This is a genomic window from Pseudomonas sp. RL_5y_Pfl2_73 (genome assembly GCF_963970515.1).
Lineage (GTDB): Bacteria > Pseudomonadota > Gammaproteobacteria > Pseudomonadales > Pseudomonadaceae > Aquipseudomonas.
This window is the reverse complement of record NZ_CAXAPD010000023.1, coordinates 60719-86868: the sequence shown is the minus strand read 5'-3', so window position 1 is coordinate 86868 and position 26150 is coordinate 60719. Positions and strand designations below refer to the sequence as shown.

General features: G+C 54.6%; 20 protein-coding genes and 1 pseudogene. 11 read left to right on the top strand and 10 right to left on the bottom strand.

Annotated elements, in window-relative coordinates; all coding sequences use genetic code 11:
- Positions 1-101: 101 nt before the first annotated feature.
- Entirely contained in the window at positions 102-1637 is a 1536-nt protein-coding gene (locus AACY42_RS21040) for an amidohydrolase family protein (RefSeq protein ID WP_137211891.1), read from the bottom strand.
- Between the two features lie 527 nt (positions 1638-2164).
- Here AACY42_RS21040 and AACY42_RS21035 point away from each other — a divergent pair.
- The 9 genes and pseudogenes from AACY42_RS21035 to AACY42_RS20995 all read left to right on the top strand — a co-directional run bounded on the left by AACY42_RS21035 (position 2165) and on the right by AACY42_RS20995 (position 12569).
- Complete coding sequence (locus tag AACY42_RS21035) at positions 2165-2950, top strand: MipA/OmpV family protein (RefSeq protein ID WP_137211890.1); 786 nt, start codon at positions 2165-2167, stop codon at positions 2948-2950.
- 132 nt (positions 2951-3082) lie between these two features.
- Positions 3083-4288 (top strand): efflux RND transporter periplasmic adaptor subunit, encoded by a 1206-nt coding sequence (locus AACY42_RS21030; protein WP_137211889.1) that lies wholly within the window; start codon positions 3083-3085, stop codon positions 4286-4288.
- Entirely contained in the window at positions 4285-7371 is a 3087-nt protein-coding gene (locus AACY42_RS21025) for an efflux RND transporter permease subunit (protein ID WP_137211888.1), read from the top strand. The genes AACY42_RS21030 and AACY42_RS21025 overlap by 4 nt, the downstream gene beginning before the upstream one ends.
- Positions 7372-7446: 75 nt before the next feature.
- Entirely contained in the window at positions 7447-8160 is a 714-nt protein-coding gene (locus tag AACY42_RS21020; RefSeq protein ID WP_199275493.1) for a response regulator transcription factor, read from the top strand.
- Positions 8157-9575 (top strand): sensor histidine kinase, encoded by a 1419-nt coding sequence (locus AACY42_RS21015; RefSeq protein ID WP_137211886.1) that lies wholly within the window; start codon positions 8157-8159, stop codon positions 9573-9575. The genes AACY42_RS21020 and AACY42_RS21015 overlap by 4 nt, the downstream gene beginning before the upstream one ends.
- A 231-nt stretch (positions 9576-9806) precedes the next feature.
- Positions 9807-10103: pseudogene (locus AACY42_RS28755) on the top strand (transposase); the annotation flags it as partial.
- Positions 10100-10444, top strand: a complete 345-nt coding sequence (tnpB, locus tag AACY42_RS21005) for an IS66 family insertion sequence element accessory protein TnpB (protein WP_029571618.1) — start codon at positions 10100-10102, stop codon at positions 10442-10444. The pseudogene AACY42_RS28755 and the gene tnpB, both read left to right, overlap by 4 nt.
- Positions 10445-10481: 37 nt before the next feature.
- Complete coding sequence (gene tnpC / locus AACY42_RS21000; RefSeq protein ID WP_339482034.1) at positions 10482-11987, top strand: IS66 family transposase; 1506 nt, start codon at positions 10482-10484, stop codon at positions 11985-11987.
- A gap of 3 nt (positions 11988-11990) precedes the next feature.
- Positions 11991-12569: a plasmid pRiA4b ORF-3 family protein gene (locus AACY42_RS20995; protein WP_137211883.1), complete on the top strand. Its 579-nt coding sequence runs from the start codon at positions 11991-11993 to the stop codon at positions 12567-12569.
- Between the two features lie 168 nt (positions 12570-12737).
- Here AACY42_RS20995 and AACY42_RS20990 read toward each other — a convergent pair whose 3' ends face one another.
- Complete coding sequence (locus tag AACY42_RS20990; RefSeq protein WP_339482033.1) at positions 12738-13469, bottom strand: TetR/AcrR family transcriptional regulator; 732 nt, start codon at positions 13467-13469, stop codon at positions 12738-12740.
- Between the two features lie 171 nt (positions 13470-13640).
- Positions 13641-14633 carry a GlxA family transcriptional regulator gene (locus AACY42_RS20985; protein WP_137211881.1) on the bottom strand — a complete coding sequence of 331 codons (993 nt, stop codon included), beginning with the start codon at positions 14631-14633 and terminating at the stop codon, positions 13641-13643.
- 272 nt (positions 14634-14905) lie between these two features.
- On the opposite strand from AACY42_RS20985, the gene AACY42_RS20980 reads away from it, so the two are divergent.
- Positions 14906-15619: an NAD(P)H-dependent oxidoreductase gene (locus AACY42_RS20980; RefSeq protein ID WP_137211880.1), complete on the top strand. Its 714-nt coding sequence runs from the start codon at positions 14906-14908 to the stop codon at positions 15617-15619.
- Positions 15620-15708: 89 nt separating this feature from the next.
- Here AACY42_RS20980 and AACY42_RS20975 read toward each other — a convergent pair whose 3' ends face one another.
- Together AACY42_RS20975 and AACY42_RS20970 are read right to left on the bottom strand one after the other, a co-directional pair.
- Entirely contained in the window at positions 15709-17205 is a 1497-nt protein-coding gene (locus AACY42_RS20975; RefSeq protein ID WP_137211879.1) for a CoA-acylating methylmalonate-semialdehyde dehydrogenase, read from the bottom strand.
- Positions 17206-17400: 195 nt separating this feature from the next.
- Positions 17401-18021, bottom strand: a complete 621-nt coding sequence (locus AACY42_RS20970) for a carboxymuconolactone decarboxylase (RefSeq protein WP_137211878.1) — start codon at positions 18019-18021, stop codon at positions 17401-17403.
- 200 nt (positions 18022-18221) lie between these two features.
- Between AACY42_RS20970 and AACY42_RS20965 the strand changes: the two genes are divergently transcribed.
- A complete protein-coding gene (locus tag AACY42_RS20965; RefSeq protein ID WP_339482031.1) occupies positions 18222-19187 on the top strand; it encodes a helix-turn-helix domain-containing protein in 966 nt (321 codons plus the stop codon).
- A gap of 149 nt (positions 19188-19336) precedes the next feature.
- Here AACY42_RS20965 and AACY42_RS20960 read toward each other — a convergent pair whose 3' ends face one another.
- From AACY42_RS20960 to AACY42_RS20940, 5 genes are all read right to left on the bottom strand, one after another.
- Positions 19337-20713 carry a spinster family MFS transporter gene (locus tag AACY42_RS20960; RefSeq protein WP_137211876.1) on the bottom strand — a complete coding sequence of 459 codons (1377 nt, stop codon included), beginning with the start codon at positions 20711-20713 and terminating at the stop codon, positions 19337-19339.
- A gap of 159 nt (positions 20714-20872) precedes the next feature.
- Positions 20873-21850 carry a hypothetical protein gene (locus AACY42_RS20955; protein WP_137211875.1) on the bottom strand — a complete coding sequence of 326 codons (978 nt, stop codon included), beginning with the start codon at positions 21848-21850 and terminating at the stop codon, positions 20873-20875.
- A gap of 175 nt (positions 21851-22025) precedes the next feature.
- Positions 22026-22652 carry a cupin domain-containing protein gene (locus AACY42_RS20950; protein ID WP_137211874.1) on the bottom strand — a complete coding sequence of 209 codons (627 nt, stop codon included), beginning with the start codon at positions 22650-22652 and terminating at the stop codon, positions 22026-22028.
- A gap of 158 nt (positions 22653-22810) precedes the next feature.
- The gene (locus AACY42_RS20945; RefSeq protein WP_137211873.1) at positions 22811-24574 is read right to left on the bottom strand and encodes a thiamine pyrophosphate-binding protein; all 1764 of its coding nucleotides are present in this window, start codon (positions 24572-24574) and stop codon (positions 22811-22813) included.
- A 204-nt stretch (positions 24575-24778) separates the two neighbouring features.
- Positions 24779-26140 (bottom strand): DUF1329 domain-containing protein, encoded by a 1362-nt coding sequence (locus AACY42_RS20940; protein ID WP_445261754.1) that lies wholly within the window; start codon positions 26138-26140, stop codon positions 24779-24781.
- Between the last annotated feature and the right edge of the window lie 10 nt (positions 26141-26150).

Here is a 26150-nt window from a genome sequence, read left to right as displayed (position 1 = left end):
TGCCACGAAAAAATACGAAACGCTTAATTTTTATCCGTTTTTGAAGGACGCATTCAACGCAGGCACCCTTTACGCATAGCATCTTGCAAACCGCTCAAGCTTTATTTTTTGAGCGTGGTTCTGCGTGCCGAATCCGATTGCGCCAACATCATGTTGAACACCACTTTATCCAAGCCGGGCATTCGCAAAGCCCATCCGGCAAAACGTGCGGCAAATGCCGAGCTGGCATCGAGCGGGAACGCAAGACGCACAAAGTCGTAGGCATCCTTGAGATCCTGAGTCGTTACGGCTGAAACAATTCTTTGCGCTGCACTGTGCAACCTTAATGCAAGCGCCTGTTGATCCACTGCCACCAGGCTCCCATTCGACTTGAGCACTCGCCCCTCAACCATCACCGTATCGACATCTGCAACACTGGCCTGCATAACAACGGCTTTTATTGGATCAAGAACAGGAGCCATATGCGTGCTATCCGTTCGCAGGAAAATCAGATCCGCTTTCTTACCGACCTCAATACTCCCCACTTCATTTTCCAGGCCCGCGACACGAGCGCCTTCAATGGTGACCGCTCGCAATGCAGCCTCCGCAGTCAAGGCCAAGCGTTCGGGCATGATCCGGCGGGCACCCAGCCTGTCGTTGGCGGCCATTCTGCCTGCTGCAAGGGCCAGGCGCATTTGGGTGAAGATATCTCCCGAACCTCCAGAAACAATATCTGCTCCCAAGCCACAAGGAACACCCAACTCTCTGGCAAGTGGCCATACAGGCGTTCCCATGCCCATCTGCATCTCACTTTCAGGAGTGACGGAAAGCGTGGCACCTAGCGACGCTATGCGGGATAAGTCGTCTTTTGTGAGCACATTTCCGTGGACGAAGAGTGTTCGATCATCCACCAGGCCTTTGGAGAGCATACGAGTGACATAGCGTGTCCCGCGGGCGAAAGGCCCATTGGCGACATGAATTGAATATCGGTGTGCGTCCAGATTTCGGGCAAGTCGCACTTCCGCTTCTGTAAAGTGAAGGGGCGCAAAAAGGAACTCGCTCGCGCCCAGTCCAAAGCGAATCAATCCGTCACTGGCCGAAAGACGACTCGCACGAAATCGCTCGGCATCTCTGTGCCGCCAGGTCGTGGTGAACGTTCGCGCCGCATCGACAGGTTTTCCCGCATCGCAGACATCTGCCAACCCATAGCAGAAAACCGCCCGTATACCCGCAGCCTCCAGCCCCGAGAGCAGCGCATCCGCATGATCCGGCGTGGCGACAAGATGGGAATGATCGACAACCGTCGTCACACCGGAGTTGAGCGCGTCCAGGGCTCCGGCATAGTTACCTAACTCAGCATCCTCCGCGGTGAAGTGCGGAGCGAATCCGTATCTGAGCTTGGCCATATAGTCGTACAAAGTGCCATCGCCCAATTGAGCGCGAAGCAACGACTGCCAAACGTGGCGATGCGTGTCGATCATGCCGGGCATCACAATAGCCCCCCGAGCATCGATCATCGGCACTCCTGAAATACCCAGGTCGGTTCCGATCGCCGCAATACGACCGTCCTCAACCAGAATCTCCGCCAATCCCGAAATAGGGGCCGTTTCAGCCATGGTTAGCAGATTGGCGTTCGTAATCAAAGTGCGCTGGAGCATTAACTGATCCCTGGTTTTTGTTGGAGTAGGTGAAAACGGCCATCTGCTTCAAAAGCGACGCATCTAGCCAAACGTCTATCAGATTGTTCTGCTGTCGCAATCCAGCCCCAACTATCTTGCTCACGGGCGGCGGAGCATCCAAATTCCGATCTAGAAATTCAAGCAAATTGAACACACATGATCAATCTCAGTCAAGCCTGAATCGCCTGCAATACCTGAAAGCACCAAAAACAGAGGCCAGAATCCGCGATTACTAATGGAGAAAATCGAAGAAATACCTCTGCATCCTGATAAACATCTCGAAAAATATGAACACGCATGATCATTCTAATGATTCATCAATCTCACGCCCATGCCAACGCTGATAGTCCTGTGATTCATCCCCCACAGTCACGACATTGTCGCGACATAGCGACGGTACGCTTCTATGGCTTCGACTCTGGAGGCAAACACAGCATGGCGCACGCTCTCCAGCCATGGCGTGCCGTACTCCATTTCCTGAAACCGTTCAGCACTCTGGTTCAATGATGAACACAAAATACTCAGTCTTCGCCTGCTTACTTACCTTGCCAACGTTCGCTGCCGCGCAGACGGCATCACCGGCAGATTCTTCTACGTGGGGTCTCGGGCTGGCCGTGGGAATATCGGAAAGCCCCTACGCCGGTGAAGGAACAAAAATCACACCGTTGCCATTGATTCACTATGAAGGTGAGCGCTTCTTTATCCGGGCCACGACCGGCGGCGCCCACCTGATCCGCAACGATTTCTTCGAGCTGAACGCCATCGCCTCGCTGCGCACTGACGGGATAGATGCCAAGGACTTTGGAAGAAAGGACCTGGCCCGCAACGGCATTGATCGAGACCTACTAGATGATCGTGATAATGGTGTGGACATTGGCCTTTCTGCCGAATGGCGTAGTGTGGCTGGCAAGCTGGAGCTGACTGCAAAAGCCGATGCAACCGGCGCCAGCGACGGATTCGAGCTGTCCGCCAAGTACGGCTATGAATTTAACGTCGGTCGCGGCAACCTTGAACCTAGCATCAGCGTTAGCTACCTCTCGAAGGATATGGCTAATTACTACTACGGCACCCTGAAAGACGAGGTTTCGCGAGGCGTTGTTGATTACAAGCCTGGCGCCGCCACTATTCCCGAGCTGGGTCTGACCTACACCCACCCGATCGGTGAGAACTGGCACTTCATGAGCTCAGTGCAATACAAGTTTCTGCCCAACGACATAAGCGACAGCCCGCTTATTGAAGCCGACACCGATGGTGAGGGTTCAGTCATTTTCGCTCTCTCCAGGAGTTTCTGATGCACTGTGCCCGTCAATGCCGCTCCAGTTGGGGCAGGTCACAACGTGGCATCTAGCCCAAAGTGCCGCGCTGTTGATCAGTCCATGATGGCGGCCCGCGCTCCATACACAAACTAAAGAGCCTGTCCTTTTATGACCGGGAAAACCAGTGCGCCGCATGACGGTCGACCACCGGGCAATCTTCGACGCCCGACGTTTATTGGGGCTGTCATTCTTTTGATCGTACTGGCTGTTGTGCCCCTGCGGTGGTTGGCGCGGCATCCTACGGACACTCAGACTGGTGACCCCGTTGAGGGCGCTGCCGCGGCGCTTACCGTTACTGATGCAGCAGTAAGCCGAGTTGAATGGCCAGTGCAACTGGATGCTTCAGGGGCCATCGCGCCATGGCAGGAGGCTATTATCGGAGTGCAGGTCGGCGGGATTCGACTCACGGAGATTCTCGTCGGCCCGGGTGATGCCGTGCACCGCGGTCAAGTGCTGGCTCGTTTCGAAACGGAGTTCCTTCATACAGACGTCGCACAACTGCACGCAGCATTCAGACAAGCCAAGGCACAAGCGAAACAAGCCATTTCCAATCGTGACCGCGCCCTCCAACTCAAGACAGACGGCGGCATGAGCCAGCAGGAGGTGTCGCAGGCGGTTACACACGCCGAAACGGCAGTGGCACAAGTTGAACTGAGCCAGGCTCAGTTGGACGCGCGGAAATTACAACTGGGGTACGCCACGGTGCTCTCACCTGACGATGGCGTCATCAGCGACCGCAGCGCAACGATAGGCTCCGTCAGCACAGTCGGCGAGGAGTTGTTCCGGCTGATCCGTCAACACCGGCTCGAATGGCGGGGTGAACTCACCGCGTCGCAACTGAACCAGGTTGAGCAAGGGCAGTGGGTGACGCTAGAACTACCTGATGGTCAGATCGCCAAGGCAAAGGTGCGGCAAATGGCGCCGTCACTGGATCCGCAAACGCGTCTGGCGATGGTGTACGCGGACATCATCCCTGGCAGTACAGCGCGCGCGGGCATGTATGCACAGGGACGCATAGTGGTGGCACAGGAGCATGCAGAAGTGGTGCCCGCAAGCAGCGTAGTTATCCGGGATGGGCGCAGTCATGTATTCAGGCTTACTACGCAGGAAGGTGTGATGAAAGCGTCTCTCCAGGCCGTAAAGGTCGGCCGTCGCCAGGCTCAGGATGTTGAGATTTTGCAGGGACTAACCGATGGCGACCGGGTGCTGGTGCAAGGCGCCGGCTTCCTGAACGATGGCGACCGCGTGCGGGTCGTCAAAGCACCCGATATTGTCATTCCGACCGCTGCGACTGCGCAGAGGGCATCACAATGAACCTGGCCACATGGTCCATCCGCAACCCCATTCCTTCCATCCTGCTGTTCGCACTGCTCACGCTGGCGGGCATATGGGGACTGTGGGCGTTACCGATTCAGGATCTACCCGACGTGGATATGCCAGCCGTTCGCATCGAGCTCTCACAGCCCGGTGCGGCACCTGCTCAACTTGAAACCGAGGTGGCGCGCAAAGTCGAAGACTCTCTGGCGACTCTCGATAGAATCAAGCATATTCGGACCCTAGTCACCGACGGCAACGTGAACATATCGGTGGAGTTTGAGCTAGGCAAGCCTGTCTCCGACGCATTGATTGAAACCAAGGATGCCGTTGATCGAGTGCGCTCGGACTTGCCCAGCGACCTGCTGCAGCCTGCGATCAGTGCGGCGCGTGCCAGCAGTGAGTCGATTCAGACCTACGCAATTGCTATACCGACCATGGACGAAGAAGCTCTGTCATGGTTTGTTGACGACACCGTGGCCAAAACGATCCTGGGTGTGAAAGGGGTTGGTCGCTTTGAGCGTATCGGAGGCGTGACGCGGGAAGTCCGGGTGACGCTTGACCCGGCGCTTCTCATCGCGCACGCCGCTACTGTCGGTGAAGTATCTCTCGCTTTGGGCAGTGTTCAGCAGCAAAGCTCAGGAGGTCGCGGCAAGCTCGGTGGCGGTGAGCAAGCGGTGCGCACTATTTCGCTGGTCGGCCAGGCTGCGGAATTATCGGCGCTGCCGATTGCACTGGCGGACGGGCGATCGCTACGACTCGATCAACTGGCAACTGTCACTGATACCGTTGCTGAGCGTAGTCAGATCGCACTGCTGGATGGAAAGCCCGTTGTTGGTTTTCGGATCTACCCGGCCAAGGGCCAGGATGTTACGCGCATAGCCGCCGGGGTCGAGTCGGCGCTGGCACAATTGCAACAAGCGCGACCGGGTATGCACGCGACCCTGATGACAAACAGCGTGGACTACACGCAAGAGCAATTCAAGGGCTCGCTGTACATGCTCTACGAGGGCGCGATTCTCGCCGTGCTGGTAGTCTGGCTGTTTCTGCGAGACTGGCGTGCGATGCTGGTGGCCGCGTCAGCCCTACCGCTTTCGATCCTTCCAACGTTCGCCGCGATGGCGTGGTTCGGCTTCTCGCTGAACACGGTGAGTCTGCTGGCGCTCGCGGTGATAGTCGGGATTCTGGTGGACGATGCCATCGTGGAAGTGGAAAACATTGAACGCCACGCCCGCATGGGCAAGCCCATGGGTGAAGCAACAGCCGATGCCGTCACGGAGATTGCGCTCGCGGTGATTGCCACCACTATGGCGCTAGTCGTGGTGTTTCTACCCACCGCAATGATGGGCGGAGTACCAGGCCTGTTCTTTCGGGAGTTTGGCTGGACGGCCGTGGTGGCAGTTCTTGCTTCGTTGCTGGTTGCTCGACTGATTACGCCAATGATGGCCGTGCATTGGCTGAAACCACACCCTATGGGTACTGAAGCATCCAAAACAGCGGTGGATGGTCGTGTGATGGGCACCTATCTGCGCTTGGCGCAATGGTGCCTGACGCATCGCGGAACCACACTGGTATTAACGTTCGCGTTCATGGGCGGTTCTTTGGCCCTGGTGCGCTATTTGCCAACGGGTTTGATGCCGGCCTCTGATCGCGGATACACGACAGTCAGCATTGAGCTTCCCCCTGGCAGCGCATTACAGGACACGCTTACGGCAGCCGAAGCCGCCCGCATTCACATGGCCGCGTTGCCTGGAATCCTGCGCGTCTTATCTACCGTCGGCGCGGCACAGGCAGACAGTGATGATTTGCAGGGTGGCGACGTGCGCAGAGGAACCCTGGACATCACTCTAATGCCAAGGGGTGAACGTGGCGATCAGACGTCTATTGAAAACACCATGCGCATCGCCTTACAAAATGTGCCGGGCGCTCGCTTCACTGTCGGCAGTGGCAACATCGGCGAACAGATGTCGATCATTTTGAGCAGTGATGACGCCGTAGCGCTCAAAGCCGGGGCTCAGGGTCTTGAGTCGGAACTCAGAGGCGTAAAGGGGCTGTCCAACGTCAGTTCCACGGCGAGCCTGGAGCGCCCGGAAATCACCGTTCGGCCCGATCTATTGCGCGCTGCTGAACAGGGCGTGAGCACCGCCTCCATAGGAGAGACGGTGCGAATTGCTACGGCTGGCGATACAGACTCACAACTTGCGAGGCTCAATCTCGACAACCGACAGGTTTACATACGCACACGAGTGCCTGACTCTGTTCAGCAAGATCTAAAAGCCCTGGGCGATCTCAGGGTGCGCGCACGCGAAGGACTTGTACCGCTGGCCAGCGTTGCACACATCAACGTAAGCAGTGGCCCGGCACAGATTGAACGCTACGACCGGCGCCGTTACGTGACCATCAGCGCCGAACTGGGCGGAACACCGCTGGGTCAGGCGTTGGCTGACACCCTGGCGTTGCCGTCGGCACGAGCCATGCCGTCCAGTGTGCACGTTATCCAGGCAGATGACGCCGAACTCATGGAAGAGTTAGGCCGGGGATTTGGTATGGCCATCCTCATCGGTGTCGTGTGCGTTTACTGTGTCCTGGTGCTGCTTTTCAAAGATTTTCTTCATCCATTTACCATTCTTTCGGCAATCCCTTTGTCATTGGGCGGTGCCTTTATCGGGCTGCTTCTGGCGGGAAGTGAACTGGATATCCCCTCCATGATTGGACTGATCATGCTCATGGGCATCGTGACCAAAAATTCTATTTTGCTTGTCGAGTACACGATTGTGACGATGCGTGAACAGGGAATGAGACTGAATACCGCATTGCTTGATGCTTGCCACAAACGCGCGCGCCCTATCGTAATGACGACCCTCGCCATGATCGCCGGAATGCTGCCGATAGGTTTGGGGTTGGGTGCCGATGCGAGCTTCCGGCAGCCAATGGCTGTAGCCGTGATCGGCGGACTTATTACATCCACGGCCCTTAGCTTGCTGGTCGTGCCTGTAGTCTTTTCCTGCATGGAGGGTGCTCGGCGCCGGATACGATTCTGGCTATCCTCGCACTTCGCAGCCGGGAATCCAGTTCACTCATGACAATAACGAGAGCGGGGAAATACGCACCAAATCCACGTAGGATGTCTTTTAACGCTGCTATGGATCTGCTTGTCAGTGAACACTAACTCGACTCATTCTGCCCCCCTCCAGATACTCATTATTGAGGACAACCACTCGCTGGCCGCCAACATATTCGACTATCTGGAAGCTTGTGGACACATCCCGGATGCTGCACCGGACGGCAACTCGGGATTAAACCTCGCCATTCGGAATCATTACGACGCAATCATCCTGGACTGGATGCTACCTAGAATGGATGGCATCAGTGTCCTGCGCAAACTTCGTGAAGAGCATGGGTGCTTAACCCCCATCATCATGCTCACAGCCAAGAATCAACTTGAAGGCAAGATGTTGAGCTTCGAGAATGGAGCTGATGATTACCTGGTCAAGCCTATTGCCTTGCCCGAGCTCGAGATCCGCTTACGCGTGCTGGTCCGTCGCGCACAGGCCAATGCACCGGCCGGGCGTACGCTATGTGTACATGACCTGAGCTACAATCTCGATAGTCTGGAGGTGGCCAGGGGCCCACGCCTTCTCACGCTCTCCGGGACATTAAGAAACATCCTGGAGCTATTAATGCGGGAGTCTCCCAAGACTGTGCGTCGCGATCGAATCGAGGACCTGATTTGGGGTGAAAATGTCCCCGAGGGTGATTTACTGCGCTCATATATGCATTTGCTACGACGCGCTATCGACCAAAATGGAGATGATAAGCTGCTGCATACCGTTACCGGTGTGGGTTATCGCCTCGGCAGAGCGTCCCAATGAAGTTTCCCTGGCGCTTGCGCAGTGTGCAGTGGCTGATCAACGTCAGCTTTGTGATGTTTGGTGCAATGCTCGCGCTCGCACTGGTGGTTCAAGGTAACTTGAGTCAAGGGTTGATTGAGCACCCGATCTGGCGACAAGTCCTCGAGTCGAGCACTCAGAGTATCCTGCAATCGCCCAAGACCGATCTTGGTGGGACACTTCCCACCAAAGGCCCGGTGAAGGGATGGCTACTCCCCGATGATGTGGCCGCTCCTCCCGACATGCCTGCTTTACTGGCCACGCTAACACCCGGGTTTCACGGAGAAAGCGAATTGGATGACCTCACAAACGCCTCGCCATTCGCATCGTTCTTATCAATTCTCATACCAAGATGGGGGCCCTTCGCCGACGCACCGGACGACACAACCCGTCCCCGCGATTACGCAGCCTTAGTGACGCCTGTGCCGCAGGGCAGATTGATTATGGTGGTCGATTTGACCGAACTTGAGAACGAACAGAATGGGAGTGTCCAACTCAGCGTAGTGTTTCTACTGCTAAATCTGATAATGATTGGCCTGGTGATTTGGTGGCTCCATCTGAACCTGGCTCGCCCCATAAAAGATCTGGCACGGCGGATGCGCGAACTTGACCCATTAAAACCCTCTCAGCGGCTACCCACGCATTATCGTAAAAGCGAACTTAATACCATCGCTCAGGAAGCAAATGAACACCTTGAGCGTGTAGAGCTTGCGATTGAACGTGAGCGCAGCCTATTGGACCAAGCCAGCCACGAGTTCCGTACCCCACTGGCAATCATCTCCGGTGCTGCTGACGTACTTCACGCGCAACAATTGCCCCAGCACGCTCAGCGGCCGCTGTATCGTATCGACGAGGCGGTAGAAACGCTTACTCAGATTATGGACGCGCTTCTGTACTTGTCCCGCGAGCCGAGTCCGGAAGAGCGTAGGCAGGTCACTCTGCTGCACGGACTTCTCCCGGACCTTGTACACGACCACAGCTATCTGCTTGCCGGAAAACCCGTGCGCTACGTGCTCGACGCCCTTGAGTCCATAACGTTACAGGCTCCAGAATCCATGGTTCGCATCGCTGCCGGGAACCTGCTCAGAAACGCAGCCGAACATACCCACGAAGGCGAGATCCATGTATCCATTACTGATGGAAAATTGTGCATCCGTGACTCCGGCTCCGGCTTCGATACAACTCAGGCCGCGCATCGCTTCACCGAGTCATTGAAACAACCCGGAAAACGACCTGGTGGTGCAGGCCTGGGACTGTTTCTGACCCAACGAATATGCGAGCGGTTCGGCTGGCGTTTACGCTTGGAATCCTCAGTGTCCGTGGGTACTTCTGCCACCATCGACTTCGGATCGGGCATTCATGTGCGCTCGCCCTATCCCTCCAGCCAAACCCGCTGATTGACGGTGTCACATGAGGCTCCCAGTATAGAACAAGGCTTCTGTAACATCGCAGAAGCCAGGCTCAACGTAACCGTCCGCCCTGCACCCTCTCCTGACAACCCTCCAAATTAGCCAAGATAGTGGACACCATTTTTAGTGGACACTATCTTGGATACAGTTGCCCCAGCCCGTCGAACCGGTCGCCGCCCCAACTTCCCGCTCGACTTTAAACGCCGAGTCGTCGAAGCCACCTTCCAGCCCGGCGCCTCCGTGTCGTTGATCGCTCGCGAACATGACGTCAATGCCAACCTGGTATTTCGCTGGCGGCAACAGTACCAGGAGGGGTTATTCGGCCCGGTTAGCCAGGGTGTAACGCTCTTGCCCGTTCAGATGATCGAGGCGCCAATCGATCTGCCACAGGTCGTCCAGCCACAGGCGGAGTGTCATTCCGAGATCGCAGTTGAGGTCGGAAAAGCCAAGCTGCGTATCACGGGCGCACCCGATCCGCAGACGCTGCAATTCGTCTTGCAGCAGTTATTGCGATGATTGCCCCGCCCGCTGGAACCCGTATCTGGATCGCCGCAGGCGTCACCGACATGCGTCGTGGCTTCGATGGTTTAGCGGCACTGGTGCAGACACAGCTGGAAGCCGACCCGTTCTCCGGTCAGATCTTCGCCTTTCGCGGACGGCGCGGTGACCGGATCAAGTTGTTGTGGTGGGATGGCGACGGTTTGTGCCTGTTCTGCAAGCGACTTGAACAGGGACGCTTTGTCTGGCCGCAAGCAACCAGCGGCAGCGTGTCGCTGACGACCGCGCAGTTGTCGATGCTGTTGGAAGGCATTGATTGGCGCAGGCCAATTCGTACAGCACCCGTCCTCGCGGTCTGACTTGCCACGCTGAAAAAATCCCAAGTAACATTCGGTCATGACTCTTGCGATCGACTCCTTGCCTAACGATCTTCAAGCCTTGAAGGCTCTGGTCTCTGCCCAACGGGCAGAGATTGAACGGTTGAAAATGATGATCGCCAAGCTGCGTCGTATGCAGTTCGGTCGCAGCTCCGAACAACTGGACGCGATGATCGATCAGCTCCAACTGAGTCTTGAAGAGTTGCAAGTCAGCCAGACTGAACTGACGCCGCCAACCGAACCGCCACCTCGCCCTGTCTCTCGGCGCAAGCCGTTACCTGAACACCTGCCTCGCGAAACTTACGTCCATCAGCCTGAGTCGCAATGCACCGGCTGCGGTGGGAAGCTTCGCCATTTGGGTGAGGATGTGTCCGAAGTCCTGGAGTACGTTCCGGCACGTTTCAAAGTGATCCGCCATGTTCGCTCGAAGCTGGTTTGCCGCTGCTGCGAGCACATCGCTCAGGTGCCGGCACCGAGTCGCCCGATAGCCCGAGGCCTTGCAGGCCCTGGGCTACTGGCCCACGTGCTGGTCTCCAAGTTTGTTGACCATTTGCCACTGTATCGGCAGTCCGAAATCTACGCCCGTGAGGGCGTGGAACTGGAGCGCTCAACCCTGGCCGACTGGGTGGGCCAGAGCAGCCAATTGCTCAGGCCACTGGTCAACGCGCTTGAGCACCACGTCATGAGCGGTCACAAAGTCCATGCCGACGACACGCCGATTGGCGTACTCGCGCCGGGCAACGGCAAGACCAAAACGGCTCGCCTGTGGACATACGTGCGCGACGACCGACCTGCGGGTGACTCGACACCGGCGGCGGTCTGGTTTGCCTACTCGCCGGATCGCAAGGGGCAACATCCGCGCGCTCATCTCAAGAGTTTCAGCGGGATCTTGCAGGCTGACGGCTACGCCGGTTTTGCTCAACTGTATGCGACAGGCACTATTGAGGAAGCCGCCTGCTGGGCTCATGCCCGACGCAAGTTTTACGATGTCTACAAAGACCAGGCTTCACCCCTTGCCGCCGAGGCGCTGCAACGGATTGCGGCCCTGTATGCCATCGAGAGCGAAATTCGAGGGCAACCGCCCGACCAACGCAAAGCGATTCGGCAAAGCCGGGCCAGTCCGCTGCTGGAACACCTGCACGCATGGCTCAATCAGACGCTGACTCAATTGTCGAAAAAGTCGGCATTGGGCGGTGCAATCCTCTATGCCCTCAACCGGTGGCAGGCCTTAATGCGCTACTGCGATGACGGCCGAATCGAAATCGACAACAACGCTGCCGAACGGGCGCTACGCGCCGTCGCGCTGGGCCGCAAAAACTACCTGTTTGCCGGTTCCGATGCCGGCGGAGAACGAGCCGCAGCGATTTACAGCCTGGTGGGTACTGCCAAGCTAAACGGGTTAAACCCACAGGCCTATCTGACCTCCGTGCTTGAACACATTGCCGAGCACCCGATCAATCGGGTGAGCGAGTTGCTGCCCTGGAACATATCCTTGAACCACACTGAACACTGTGAGGCCGCCTGATTCATGGTTAAAACTGTCCGTTTACCCAAACCCGCGCCCGACCTGTTGCTGCTGCACATCGAGCTGAAGTGGATCACTCCGAAGATTTGGCGTCGGTTCGCGGTGCCTGAAAACATCACCTTGGGAAAATTGCACCATGTCATCCAGGTCGTGATGGGCTGGAGTGATAGCCATCTGCATGAGTTTGAAATTGCCGGTGAGAATTACGGCATGCCCGACCCTGATGGCTGGGGGCCGACGGTAAACCCGGAAGCCCGTAAAACGCTGATCAAGGCGCTGAACGGAAAGCGGACATTTAATTATCTCTACGACTTTGGTGACAGTTGGCATCACAGTATCAAGGTCGAAAAAACGCTACCCGCTATTGCCTGTCCTCAGGTGCCGTATTGCATCGACGGCGCCAATGCTTGCCCACCGGAAGACGTGGGTGGCGGGCCTGGTTACGAGGAGTTTCTGGAGGCGATGGGCAACCCCAATCATCCAGAGCATGACGCCATGGTTGAATGGCATGGCGATGTTTTTGATCCTGCGGCATTTGAGTGCGAGCGCGTGAACCAGTGGTTGAAACGGATTAAGGTTTGAGTTGTAAGGCGGTGTAGCTCGGACGCTTACGGCTCAACAATGCCAGGGAACATCAATGTTCAAACGACAGGTCAACGCAAGAACCCCTTCTTCGCCTGCCCCCAACAGGCCGGACTTACAGACTCGAGCAGAGTGAATACAGTCACGCCTATTTGGTCGCTGTCGGGGTCAGAGGGATATTGACTCTGGTGAGTGCAGCAATCGGAGCGCTTTCAAACCGGCAAGCGCATAGCTGGTGAGTTCATTGATCGTGCCGGTAAGATCCGCATTGATGTCAGGAAACACAATGTCGCGAATAGGCGGTGGCGAAACAATGAGCACCATGCAGGGGACCACTGCGAAAAGGACCCCGCGCTGAACGCCCGGATGGTTTACAGGCAATCCAAGTACACGTGCCACGATAGAGAACAGTATTTGCATTTTCGGCAGGATGGCCTCACGTAACAACACCGGGATGTGTTCGGTCGGAGCCATGACTTCTTTGATTAGAACCCGCATAGCCCAACCTTTCCGGGATTCCGGATAGGGACCGAGCAATGTACGCAATAATCTCTCAAACTGTGCATCTGGCGGTGTGCCGTCACCCAGTATGCTATGCAACTCCTCCAGACTGACCATACGGCTGTGTGCCTCTATCAACACAGCCTCGTAAAGCCCGTCCCGTCCGCCGAAGTGGTAGTTAACGGCAGCAGCATTCGTGTTAGCGCGAACACAGATTTCCTTGACCGTGGTGCGACTATAACCCCCATCGGCAAACAGCTCGCCCGCAGTCTCAAGGATATGGATGCGTGTAGTCGTACCATCGGAGCGTGAGCCGCGCTCTACTCGGGGAGGGCGGCTATTTCGTTCAGAAGAGAGAGGTCGGCGAAGACTGGCCATCGGAGCCTTGGGTAGTTCCACGGTTTTCTACAAAACTGGCGGTAGGTAAATTGAATTGCTCGAAAAGCATACGCATCAGTCGAGCGTGGCACAAGGGTAGCCCGAGGCTCGACCACGATATATGCACGCAGGCCGATGTTGCTGTGCCGTCCAGACGTCCGCAGAGGCTGTCAGGTCGAAACGGACGACACTTTAGTTCGACTTCGACAACTGAAATTGGGCTCGGTAGGCCCCCGGAGCAAATCCAACGCGCTCGCGAAACAGGCGTGAAAACGAACTAATATCGCTATAACCCACATAGTGAGCGATTCGCTCGGTGCTCAGATCACCGGCTTCCAGTAATGCCCTCGCCGTGTCAATGCGCAAGTTCTGAAGGTAGGTTAGCGGTGACTGCTTAAGCACCCTATTGAAGCGACGTGTCAAGGTGCGCTCGCTGACTGCCAACCTCCGTGCCAGGTAAGCCATGCGCACCTTCTCCGCAAAATGATCCTGCAACCACTTCTGAGCACGGTGAATCAAAGCGTCACTGTGTGCCTGGTCGGCGATCAGGAGTTGCCGCGGCATCTGTATCGTTTGGGTCAAATCAATCAACATGCTGCGAGCACACTGCATTGCAATAGGCCTTCCCGCAAATTTTTCGAGCATGTGAACGGCTTGCAACAAAAATGCGGCATGCGCACCGCCACACACCAAACGATCAACCTCGGTCACCACCGGACGCATTTGTAGATCGACCAGCGAGAAGCGCTCACGAAAATGCCCTTCCAGCCACCAAGTGGTCGTCGCTACTTTATTGTCGAGCAAACCTGTATCAGCAAGCAGAAAGGTGCCCGTGCAATTCGCGCAAAGCCATGCACCATGTTGCCATTGCTGAACCAGCCAGGCACGCAGGACTGCCTGACGCTCCAGAAACTTCTGAAAATGCAGCCAACCCCGATAACGCAGAGCCGGGATAAAGATCAGATCGAAATACCGGTTTTTCGGAAGGGGCTGCATGGCCAACTCAAGTCCATTGCTCGCCCGCACAGGCAGCCCGTTATGGGATAAGAAATGCCATTCAAACAACCCGGCTGACGCGTCCCCTTGCCTGGATATGTGCGCATTTGCGACCTGAAGCATGTCAGCAAATCCTCCAATAACGGAAGCGTAGGAGTCGTCAAATCCTAAAATTGCAACGGCAGGCATGGCGGCACCTTAAAAGTTGGGTATGGCGGCATTCGCATAGTTTTCGTCGTTTTTGCCTATTACGGCATTCGCTACGGTTCTCTAAAGTTCTCGCTACATTGCGATTCACACTGACGCCGTTATTTCGTCGAGGCGATTTATCACGATTGCGAAATAGCCGAAACGCATCAGGGTATTGACCAGGACAGGAACTGTGTACCTGCACGTACGAGCGTTTAACGACACGGCCGACTCATTGACTTAACCACTTCGATCACGGGGGAAATCATTGGATGCACGTCCTCATTATCCATGCACATAACGAACCTCAGTCGTTCAACGCGGCCATGAAAGATCTCGCAATCGATGAGTTACGCGCTCAAGGGCACTCAGTCGAAACTTCTGACCTCTATGCAATGAAATGGAATCCAGTCGCCAGTGCCGCTGATTTTGGCAGTCGCGCCAATCCCGAGTACCTGACCTATGCCCTGGAGCAACGACACAACCACGCACATAGCTCTCTAGCCCCCGATATTCAGGGCGAACTGGACAAATTACTGAAAGCGGACCTGGTGGTTTTCAACTTCCCCATCTATTGGTTCTCGATGCCAGCAATCATGAAAGGCTGGATAGATCGAGTACTGATTTCAGGTGTCTGTTACGGCGGCAAACGCTTTTACGACCATGGCGGTCTGGTAGGCAAGAAGGCCATGCTTAGCATCACCCTTGGCGGCCAACCTCACATGTTCGACGCAGAGGGTGTACATGGAGACCTCAATGAAATGCTCCGCCCCCTCTTACGCGGCACACTGGCTTACACAGGAATGACTGTTCTGCCCCCGTTCGTGGCTTATCACGTACCCTATATACCCCAGGAGGCACGTACCCAACTGCTAGCGCAATACAGACAGCACTTATGCTCCCTGGACACACTAAAACCCCTTAGATTCGTATCACTCAACCAGTTTGATGAAAAATTGCATCCGGCCTCCAATCAGAAGATTTAGCAGAGACCTGTGCAGCGCAGCCCATTATCCGCTGTCGCTGCGCATTAGTTCCCACTCCTACGCAACGACTCACCGTCAGCCAACTGTCCTCACTTCATCGTTGGCATCGCGAACTCCACGCCTTCGCGCACGCGGATGGAGGGCCAACGCTGGGTGACCGTCTTGCGTCTGGTGTAAAAGCGCACGGCGTCCGGACCATAGGCATGCAGATCGCCGAACAACGAACGCTTCCAGCCGCCGAAGCTGTGATAGGCCACTGGCACGGGAAGTGGCACATTAATGCCGACCATACCCACCTTGATGTTGTCAGAGAAGTATCGAGCCGCCTCACCGTCTCGGGTGAAAATGCAGGTGCCATTGCCGTACTCGTGAGCATCGATCAGGTCCATTGCTTCGCGCATGCTGCTCACCCGCACGATTTGCAGGACAGGGCCAAAAATTTCTTCTCTGTAGCTGAGCATCGCAGGCGTGACGCCGTCGATCAGCGTACCGCCGACGAAAAAACCGCTTTCGTAGCCAGCCACCTTTGGATTGCGGCCATCGACAACAACGCTGGCACCCTGAGCCTCTGCGCTGTTGATATAGCCAATGACTTTTTCCTGATGCTGCCTGGTGATCAATGGACCGAAGTCATTGCTGCTATCACTGTAGGCTCCCACCTTCAGCTTTTGCATGGCGACCCGCATTTTCTCGACTAAAGCATCGCCGACGCCCTCCCCGACCGCAATAGCTACCGACAGCGCCATACAGCGTTCGCCGGAGGAACCAAAAGCCGCACCCAGCAACTGATTGACAGCGTTATCGATATCCGCGTCAGGCATCACTATGGCGTGGTTTTTCGCGCCACCCAGGGCCTGACAGCGTTTGCCATTGGCATTGGCTGTTGTGTAGATATATTCGGCCACAGCGGTGGAACCCACAAAACTGACGGCCTGAACACGCGCATCATTAAGTAGGGTGTCCACCGCCACTTTGTCGCCGTTGACCACATTCATGACGCCCTTAGGCAGTCCGGCCTCATGAAGCAATTGGGCGATGAATAGCGTCGAGCCAGGATCGCGCTCAGATGGTTTCAAGATAAAGCAGTTACCGCAGGCGATAGCCATCGGGAACATCCACAGCGGTACCATTACCGGAAAGTTGAACGGGGTAATGCCTGCGACGACACCGAGGGGGTGAAACTCACTCCACGAGTCGATGTTGGGCCCTACGTTTTTGCTGTGCTCGCCTTTTAGCAGTTCAGCTATGCCGCAGGCATACTCCACATTTTCAATGCCGCGTTGCAGCTCACCCAACGCGTCGTGGCTTATCTTGCCGTGTTCCTCACCGATCATTTGCACAATACGATCGGCGTTTCGCTCCAACAGCTCTTTGAAGCGAAACATAATCCGGGCACGCTTAATCGGCGGAGTATTGCGCCACTGCGGGAAAGCCGCTTCGGCAGCAGCGATAGCCGACTCGACGGTTTGCCTGGAAGCGAGGCCGACCTGTTTATCCGCTTCTCCGGTGGACGGGTTGAAAATGTCCTGAAATCGCTCGGCATCGGTGACGATCTCGCCGTTGATCAGGTGCCCTATAGTTTTCATGTGTTTACTCCTGTTTTTGTTAACAAGACGGCACTGTCCCGCAATAGGTTTACGGGTCAACACCTTCCGGCTTGTGCGCGTCTGGAATAACTGTTGGCAGCCTCGGTTCCAGCTCTGAAGTGTGGATACGAAACTGCGGCTGACTCTGGATATGGCCGTGTGTTTTGGGCCAAGGATCAGTAAGAAAACGATGGATTACTGGTCATCCAAACCCACTGCGTTAGCGGGAACATCGTAAGCCCGCAACGTCAGAGACACCGTCGTGAAGTACCCGATGAAGGCAATGAGATCGGTGAGGCCATCATGCCCCAGCGCATCAACCGCTCTTTGGTATAACCCTACCGGAATGATGCGAGGCGCCAGCAGAGCGGAGGACATGTCATAGATGACCTGCTGGCGCGCATCCTCAAATGAGGTGGGTAACCCGGCAACCAGGGCCTGCACTTTTTCAGCCGGTAAACCACCTACGACCTCGGCCATCCATTCGTGCTCATAGCTGGCATAGGAAGCCATCCACCGCCCTGCGGTGAGAAGAACCGCGATTTCGATCTCTGCTTTTGACAAGGTATGTTGGGCTTGGTAATGGCTGCCCATATGCACCATGACTTCTGTCAACTTCAGATTTCTCACCCAAATCTTGTAAGGGCCGGGAACCATGCTTCGCGTGCCTTTGACAAGATCGTAAGCCTTCTTTTCATCGCCGGACATTTCTTCATGCCGGTGCTCCTTGAATCTTCCGAACGTGCCGAAGTGTGACTCCCTTAGTTTATGGGCCGCCGCAATGAGTTTCTTTACTGCTTCTGGATGGGTCGCCATTTCCGATACCTCATGTCTTTTGCCACTGGCAAGCATTGGTGGGCAATCACGCCCGCATCTGCCGATTATTCAACGTGGCGACACGGGTAAACTTTCGAGAACACACTGCGACCTTCGATTTCCCAGCATTGAAAAATATAGAAAACACCGCGAGCGAAGGACTACAATTTGAACCGTTGTTAACGGTCTTCTAAAGACGCATGGGACATCGCAGGCTTTCGTGCATGCCCATCACGTCACTCATTAATATCAGGCGGTGGAATATGTCACCCCAAAGCGAGACGACCCCCTCTACATTGACTCATCTGCTACCCAGTGCTCCGCTGCTTTGCGTAGGTGGCGCAGGCCATGGACGTGCAACGGTTCAGCTCTTCCGAAACTCACCGGCGCCAGAGCGCGTCACGGTGTCGCCTTTGCGAGATCACCTGCTGATCGTGGTGCTTTCTGGTCATGTGTTGGTAGAAGAGGACCAAGCGAACGGCGCTGGAGCGCGTAGGTGGGCGGGAAGCGGGCAAATGAGTCTGATTCCGGCAGGCACTGAAACGACGCGCCGGTTTAAAGGCAGCTCCGAAGTGCTGCTGGTCCATCTGCCTCAACATCTGGTAAGACAAACAGCGAGGGAAAGCGGTCTCTTGGACAGCCATGCGGCGCTCATGCCCCGCCTGGCAGTGGCTGACGAAGTTGTCGAAAGGCTCGGAAGACTTTTATTGGCGGCGGCATATGATTCGGAGACCGGTACCGAATTGATGCTGGATGCTTTGACCAAGGCGCTAATCATTCATCTACTGCAAAACCACTCCAGCCAGTCGCCGGAGAAAGAAGTTGTTCAGCCTGCGTTGAGCAAAGGAAGACTCCAGTGCGTGATTAACCATATGCAAACGCACATGGACGAACCCCTCCCCTTATCGAGCCTCGCCGATTTGTCAGGGCTGAGTCCGTCGCAGTTTGCGCGGACTTTCCGGGCCGTTGTGGGGAAACCACCTCATGGCTACCTCTTGGATTTACGGATAGACCGGGCGAGAAACTTGCTCGAAAATACCGATTTGCCAGTGATCGAAGTCGGGATGCAATGCGGCTTCGAACAGCCCAACCACTTTGCAACAATGTTCAAGAAAATTAATGGACTCAGCCCACGCGCATGGCGTATTGCGCGGCGATTGAATTAAAAGGCGGTCCGCCTTGGCGCTGACAAGGCGGCCGGACACACCCTCTGGTATCAGCAAAAAACAGGCTAACTCCGATACAGCTAAAAGACCAGTTGCACAGCACAATGGGACGGTCTATCACGGCAGTCGACAACTCAAATCGTCAACCATTACGGATTCTGGACAAGATGCTCCGCCCGATACGCCTTGAATCCACTGAGCAAAACAATAGCTGCCAGTAGCGCAACAATTGGAATAGTGGTCGCTAGAGAGTATTTCAACATCGCCTCATTACGGTATCCATAGTCGGTTACTATCGCTATGACCGTTGGCCCTAGACCAAGGCCTACCAAATTGGCAGTCAGCATGTAAATTGCCGACACCTGGGCCCTGAGATTATTCGGCAGGACCAGTTGCAGAGCGGCCGGAGCAACACCGAGAAAACTGAAAGAGCAAAACATCAGCGGTAACATGACAATCTGCGCAATGCCTGCACTGTTGCAGAACGCCAGAGCCGAACCAAAAATGGCCATTCCGATTGCGGTAAAGATACCGATCCGCAGGGGGGCATCCCGATAGCCCGCCTTGAATAGTTTATCGACCAAGGCACCGCCGGCAATAATTGCCGTGGTTCCGATAAAAAGCGCCACCAGCCCCAGATAAACGCCTGCGTCCCCGGCAGACCATCCAAAGCTACGAACAAAATAGGTAGGACTCCAGGCCATCAACCCTGAGCTGACAGTGGCCAGTAATGAAAAACCCAAAAAATGGGACAGGATGAGTCTTTTTCTTTGGAACATATACGCTAACACTTCGGCAATCGTGAAGTGCGTCTTGTGATGTGCCTCGAGACTTTTCCTTTTAGGCTCTTTAACAAACATCAAGGCTATGATTGCTAGAATTCCGGGGATGGACACAATGACAAAAGTCAACCGCCATGAAGACACAGTGCCCACTAAGGGTAACGTGACCTCTTTGAAACTCTCTGTGTAGTTAACCACCATCCCGCCAAACAACATGGCAAGGCCGACCCCCAGTGATACCCCGGTTTGAAAAATACTGATAGCCGTGGAAACGCGCTCTTTAGGAAAGTAGTCAGCAATCAAGGAGTAACTAGCTGGCATGAGTGAGCTCTCCCCTGCCCCCACACCGACTCGAGCCAAAAACATGATCCCAAAATTTTTCGCGAAACCGCACAATGCAGTGAAAAAACTCCAGACCCCAATGCCTATGGCAATGATATTCCTACGATTATAGTGGTCTGCTGCCCGTCCAACCGGGATAGCCAGCAACACATAAAATATTGCAAACGCAAATCCCTGCAGCATGCTCATTTGGGTGTCGTTGATCTGCAGTTCGCTTTTTATCGGTCCGACCAGCAAGCTGAGAATCTGACGATCAATAAACGATAACGTCAAGGCAAAGATTAAAACGCCGATGACAAACCATGGGTATACCCCCACACTTGCCTTCTGCACACTATCATCAAGCGTCGCGTTTGCTTCAGACAGGGCACTGCCTGAATGATTGCCGGAATCGAATGACATGTGAAGTTCCTCTTATTATATTTGGAATCTGAACACTGAGAGTTTTAACCTTGACCGCGTTTGACGCCCCACCTGATGTAATCTGCACGTTCCATACTATTTATAGCGTTTGGCCGGGCAGCCACCCACTCAACGCCGGTGGCTGCCCCCCATCCGGGTCTACTCTGATTCCAATTCAGAAAATTCAACACGCAACACTTTGGCAGGCTTGAGGACGTTACCCGGCTTAAGCGACATGACACCACCGTCTGTTGTTATATAAGCGACTACGCCCGTCTCCTCCGAACCTCGCCCCCATGCGATCGCAGAGGGACCGGTCATACGCTCGTCGTACGGATTCCCGACGATGCTACGTCGATTTCCATCGTTTTCCCCCGGCGTCAGCGATATCAGGTCAATCGTGTTTTCCCGATGGGTAGTCACGTAGGCGAAACCTGCCGCTTCATCTAGGCAAAAATCATCGCCCATCATTCCGCAGGCAACTTGCTCGGGGACACCGATAGCGTTGAAGGTGTTCGGATCGACAGCCACGCGCATAAAGAGTCCTTGTGCCGTCGAGGTGTAGTACAACCAACCGGTGGTCGCAGCAAACTTCACGCCGTTTACTCCGGGTTGCTGAGGAAACGGGCCTAATGGTTGATGCTCCATGGTTGGGTGTGCAAGCCAGACGCTGGGGGCTGATACTCTGCCATCTGGGTTAACGTTCACCCGCCAGATCAGACCGGCAAAGCAATCGGCAATTAATATCACACCCTCACTGGCCTTACAGCTGCCATTCAACATACCGATTGGCGCCGGGAATGTAGCCACAAGCTCAGGTTGCAAAGTATCGCCAGACGACCACGCACGCAGATCAACTCGATACAACATCCCTTTACCTGGGGCGGAGGAGCATACATAAAAGACGTCGCGCTCCATTTCTACAATCCCCATCGCGGGGCAATCAAAAGTGTGAAGTAATTGCGGTTTACCAGCTTGCGGGCTGCCAACCGCTGGAACCAACCAGAGCGCCCGGTGAAATACCACAGTTACCAGCATTGATCCATCGACGCGGACAGCGATGTTCTCCAAAAATGTATTTGGATCGAAAGATGCAACTTCGCACATCGTATAGTGTTTCAGGTAATGGCTAACCATTAGGGCCTCCCGTGACCTGAGCAGAAGTTTCTTCTGCCCCTAAGAAATTAACCTGAGCAACAGCCGGCTCGATTGAGCTGAGTTACTGGCTAGCGTTATTCGACTCATACCTCATACGCTACGTACTCAATAGCACTCCAACCAGAGGGTATGCCCCTCCTGAGTATCATCTGATTCAAGGCACGCTAGACAGGAGCTGAGTAAGTTCTGGGTCATAGACTCCAGACAAAAGAACGAACACCACAGTCGCCGGGACATTTGATCGGTTTTCCCAAGCATGATTTGTTCCGCACTGCACTAATACGTCGCCAGTGCGCAAGACAACTTCTGAATCATCCAGCACCAACGTAAGCTCACCTGAAAGTACGACAACATAGTCGATCGTTTCCGTGCGATGCATTAGAGCATTTTTGGACTGCGCGTTTCCCGTGTGGCCTCCTGCATTACCCAGCGCCTGGAACGCATTATTGGAGGTGGCAGAATCCAGCTTCTTAAAAACCTCGTTGGTAGGCGGCACATGACTGATGCGAATCACCGTGCCGTTAGGCGTCGGCAATTGACGTCGAGGCCCATCGGTTGTTTCAGCGGGCTGTCCTGCAATGACGGCAGGCGATTCGAAGGTCCGGAACGTGTCGATTGAAATGTAACCTGGCAGTGCGGGCGTCGAGAATACATTGGGAGGGGCCCCGTCTGCCAAAACAACAGACTTGCCATTCTTATCGTGTCCAGTCACAACGCGGCGGACAGTGAACTCGTCATGTGACACATCTGCTGCGGTCTGGGAAGGGTTCTCGTTGTTCATATTTTTTCCTTCGGGATTATCTAATGGCCAAAATGGTCCCCGGGGCAATCAGGGCATATTGCATATAAGTACTGTTGATTTCCGTGCACATTTGCTGATGTGTGTGTGTGGCTGGCTTTTTAACCTACCGACCGAAAATGCAACAAGGCATCTATCTATTAACGATTTTGAGTCCAGGGAATAGGAACAAGAGCGGTCGGGTCGGTATATACGTCTATCAATGCGGGACGACCACATGACAGCGCATCCTTGAAAGCAGCTTCAAAATCAGAAGTCTTTTCGACCCGGTAGGCCTTCACGCCAAATGCCTCGGCGATAGAGGCGAAATCCGTAGGACCGAACTTCCAATTCTTTTCCAGTGCGGCACTGTCGTCCCATAGAACACGTTCTTGGTTGAAGCCGTGATTATTGTTTACAACCGTCACGGTATTGATGCCGTAACGAACGGCTGTCTCCATTTCAGCCATGTGGTAGAAGAACGCGCCATCGCCCGTGAAACAAACAACCGGCCGATCAGGGTTAGCGCATTTCGCACCCAGCGACGCTGGGAACGACCAGCCAAGCGAACCGGCAGCGCGGATAAGTGATTGACCAGGGCGATCCAAGTAGATATTACGAGCGGCCCAGCCTGCAGAATGCCCAGTGTCAACTGCCACAAGCGCACCTTCGGGAAGCAAGTCGGACAACATCCTGCAAAGCCGTTCTGGCCGGATGGGGGATATATCCGAAGTTTCATATTCGGCAGCCATCCCAGCCCATTGCTTGCGTAACGCTGCAATTCGCTCAAGCCACTGAGGAGTACCAACAGGCCCAGCCAGCTCTGCGCTGAGTTGTTCTAAGACGGCAACCGGATCTCCCAGCAACCCTACTAACAAAGGGTAGTTACGACCAAGCTCACGCGGATCGATGTCAATCTGCACTGCCTTCACGCCAGGTGTAGGAACCGTCCACAAACGGGTGGCCATACTGCCCGTACTCGAACCAATGAAAAGCACAAAGTCGGCTTCGGAGACTGCAATGTTTGCGGTGTCGCGCGAATAGTCCCCTACGACACCGACACAAAGCCCATCACTTTCGGGAACGACCGCCTTCGCATCAAGAGACGTTGCGACGGGAATTCTTGAGAAATGCGCAAAGTCCAGAACCGCTGATTGCGCACGCGAGGCACGGATGCCAGAGCCGACCATAATGATCGGGCGCTTAGCTTCCCGAAGTGCTGTTACGGTGGTGCGAATGTCTTCGGGGGCTGAGGTTGGGCGCATTGCCGGGGACGAACCATAGCGCGGGTCAGGCCGCATGACACTCTCGAACTCTTCCAGCAGTACCCCTCCCCAGAACCCATCCAGTTCCAGGTGCACCGGCCCTGGCGAGCCAGTGGTGGCCACACGGAAAGCTTGCTGAAGCAGATCCGGTAACCGCTGCGCCTTTTCAACTCTAGCGCTGAACTTCGTCAAACCAGCAAAAATTGAGCGCTGGTCGTGCTCCTGATAAAAATTGCGCTCGCGAGTATCAGGCGTACTACCTCCCGAGATGGCAAGAATCGGAGACTTTGCCATAACCGCATCCAGCAACCCGGCTGCGAGGTTAGTTGCGCCGATAGCTTGCGATCCGCACACGCCAACACGGCCGGATTCACGCGCGTAGCCATCGGCCATATAGACCGCAGCCTTCTCCGAATGGGTGACGATAGACTTTATACCGATAGCGGTCATTTCCTTTATTCCTGGCGGAATAATCATGGGCACGTTGAAAAAATGGTCAACTCCGTAGGCTTTGAGTGACTCTGCAAGAACCCGATTTCCTGATTTTTTTTCCATTAGAACCTTCAATCTATTTTGGGTGGGTGAGAATAAATAGTATCGATATTGCTTGAATGAATGAAGTATGCGGCGAACCATAAAAACAGACTTACGTAAATGCACTTAAACCTTCGATTTCTCGGCATTGAAAAATGCCGAAGGGTGCAGAAAAGCCCATAGACAAATCATTCCTCGACTTAAGCCTGCATCAAGTGTTTTACATGTAAAAATGGTTTAAGAACACTGTATGACGGAAGTTATTATTTATGCGACGGTCGAAAACGTCGCCAAATTATTGGTAACCTAACATGACTTGCCCCTCCAGATTTAACGCACGCCGTCGTTGCGCAATGCCGTGGGCGTATAGTCGGCAGCAGAGGAAAAAAAGTTAAATTCAATAGGCTTTTTCTCTTCGTTGCGCATACCCGAAATGATGTATCTTCCATTGGACAGGTCATAGATTGCCTCCTGACCCAACCATGGAATCTGCTGGTCATAGCGTTGTGTCATGTACCCTTCCGCTACACGCCACAACGTATTTCTTGAGTCGTACTGATCGGCCAGCACGATTTGCCAGGTATCTTCATCGATGTACATGACGCGCTTTGAAAATATATGGCGTTCACCTGGCTTTAAGTTAGCCTCTACGACCCAGACACGGTGCAGCTCATAACGAAGCAAATCGCTGTTAATGTGACCTGGCTTGACGATATCGCTGTAAGTCAAGGTGGGCGACTCAAGCATGTAGTTATTGTAAGGAATGTAGACTTCTTTTTTGCCCACTAACGTCCAGTCATATCGATCGGGGGCGCCATTGTACATATCGAGATTATCACCTGTACGCTGTCCCTCGGACGCGGGGTATGGGCCGTCATAAGCAATCTGGGGAGCGCGTCTGACCCGTCGCTGGCCTGCGCTGTAAATCCACGCTGAACGCGGCTCTTTAACTTGATCCAAGGGTTCGTGAACAAGCACAACATCACCCGCTAACCGCGCCGGTGCTGTAATCAGTTGTTTATAGTAGAACAGTATGTTTCCAGGGTTATTCGGATCAAAGTTTTTCATATGATCGCGAAAGGTCAACTGCTGAGTAAAATACACTGGGACGAAGACTCCATCCGCCAATGGCGTCGCCTGCACATAGGTGCGACGATAACTTCCTCCACGATAACGAGTGATGTGGTTCCAAACCACCTCAAGTCCACTCTTAGGAATGGGGAACGGGATCGCAGTATCGAAGTTTTCAAGTCCGTTCCCGCCAGTGACCAATCGAGTATTCACTGCGTTCCGGCTTACAACTTCATAGATTTTATCTGGCAACGCAGCAGTACGATGCGTGGGAAACACACGCAGCCGATAAGTGTCCGGATAACGCTTGAACATCGCCATCTGGCCCGGTGAAAGCTTGTCAGCGTAGTTGCCAACGTTCTGCGAGTCGATGACAAATAGCGGTTTTTCAGCTTCAAATGGGTCGCTAAGTGCACCATTTATAGGGTTTGGCGTGCCAGCAGACTTATCAAGCCCTCCCGTCCACTTCGGTATGCTTCCCTGTGCATTACCCGCCCTTTCCGCACCGACGGGCGTGAGCGTGGTAGTTAGTTGCTTGGCTTCATCAGGAGAAACCGCAGCCACACTCATCTGAGTGGAAAGTGATGCGGCCGCCACTAAAATTATTGTTGATTTTTTCACGTTGAATTAC